The sequence below is a fragment of the Sediminibacterium goheungense genome (genome assembly GCF_004361915.1).
In the GTDB taxonomy this organism is placed as follows: Bacteria; Bacteroidota; Bacteroidia; order Chitinophagales; family Chitinophagaceae; genus Sediminibacterium; species Sediminibacterium goheungense.
In genome coordinates, this window is sequence record NZ_SNWP01000006.1 from 1 (window position 1) to 1,562 (window position 1,562).

Below are 1,562 nucleotides of genomic sequence, written 5' to 3' on the forward strand. Positions count from 1 at the left end.
GTATCAACAACAGTATCAGTTAATCCTGTTCCGACAGCAGCGATCAGTGCAGATGGTCCGACCACATTCTGTGCAGGTGGATCTGTAACCTTGACTGCAACAGGTGGTGCGAGCTATCTGTGGAGCAATGGAGCAACAACTTCATCAATCACCGTAACAAACGGAGGAACCTATAGTGTAGTAGCAACCAGTGCAGAAGGTTGTTCATCAGCATCAGTATCAACCAGTGTAACAGTTAATCCTGTTCCGACAGCAGCGATCAGTGCGAATGGTCCGACCACATTCTGTGCAGGTGGATCTGTAACCTTGACTGCAACAGGTGGTGCGAGCTATCTGTGGAGCAATGGAGCAACAACTTCATCAATCACTGTATCAGCTGCAGGAACCTATAGTGTAGTAGCGACCAGTGCAGAAGGTTGTTCATCAGCATCGGTATCAAGCAGTGTAACAGTTAATCCTGTTCCGACAGCAGCGATCAGTGCAGATGGTCCGACTACATTCTGTGCAGGCGGATCTGTAACCTTGACTGCAACAGGTGGTGCGAGCTACCTGTGGAGCAATGGAGCAACAACTTCATCAATCACTGTAAGCAGTGGTGGTGTATATAGTGTAGTAGCAACCAGTGCAGAAGGTTGTTCATCAGCATCAGTATCAACCAGTGTATCAGTTAATCCTGTTCCGACAGCAGCGATCAGTGCAGATGGTCCGACCACATTCTGTGCAGGCGGATCTGTAACCTTGACAGCAACAGGTGGTGCGAGCTATCTGTGGAGCAATGGAGCAACAACTTCATCAATCACTGTATCAGCTGCAGGAACCTATAGTGTAGTAGCGACCAGTGCAGAAGGTTGTTCATCAGCATCAGTATCAAGCAGTGTATCAGTTAATCCTGTTCCGACAGCAGCGATCAGTGCGAATGGTCCGACCACATTCTGTGCAGGCGGATCTGTAACCTTGACTGCAACAGGTGGTGCGAGCTACCTGTGGAGCAATGGAGCAACAACTTCTTCAATCACCGTATCAGCTGCAGGCACTTATAGTGTAGTAGCGACCAGTGCAGAAGGTTGTTCATCAGCATCGGTATCAAGCAGTGTATCAGTTAATCCTGTTCCGACAGCAGCGATCAGTGCAGATGGTCCGACCACATTCTGTGCAGGTGGATCTGTAACCTTGACAGCAACAGGTGGTGCGAGCTACCTGTGGAGCAATGGATCAACAACTTCATCAATCACCGTATCAGCTGCAGGCACTTATAGTGTAGTAGCGACCAGTGCAGAAGGTTGTTCATCAGCATCGGTATCAAGCAGTGTAACAGTTAATCCTGTTCCGACAGCAGCGATCAGTGCAGATGGTCCGACTACATTCTGTGCAGGCGGATCTGTAACCTTGACAGCAACAGGTGGTGCGAGCTACCTGTGGAGCAATGGAGCAACAACTTCATCAATCACTGTAAGCAGTGGTGGTGTATATAGTGTAGTAGCGACCAGTGCAGAAGGTTGTTCATCAGCATCGGTATCAAGCAGTGTAACAGTTAATCCTGTTCCGACAGCAGCGATCAGTGC

1 protein-coding gene is annotated in these 1,562 nt (G+C 49.0%); it reads left to right on the forward strand.

Going from position 1 to position 1,562, the window contains the following annotated elements; all coding sequences use genetic code 11:
• Nucleotides 1–1,562 (forward strand): hypothetical protein (locus BC659_RS16745; protein WP_211340675.1); only part of this gene is annotated, 1,562 nt, incomplete at both ends.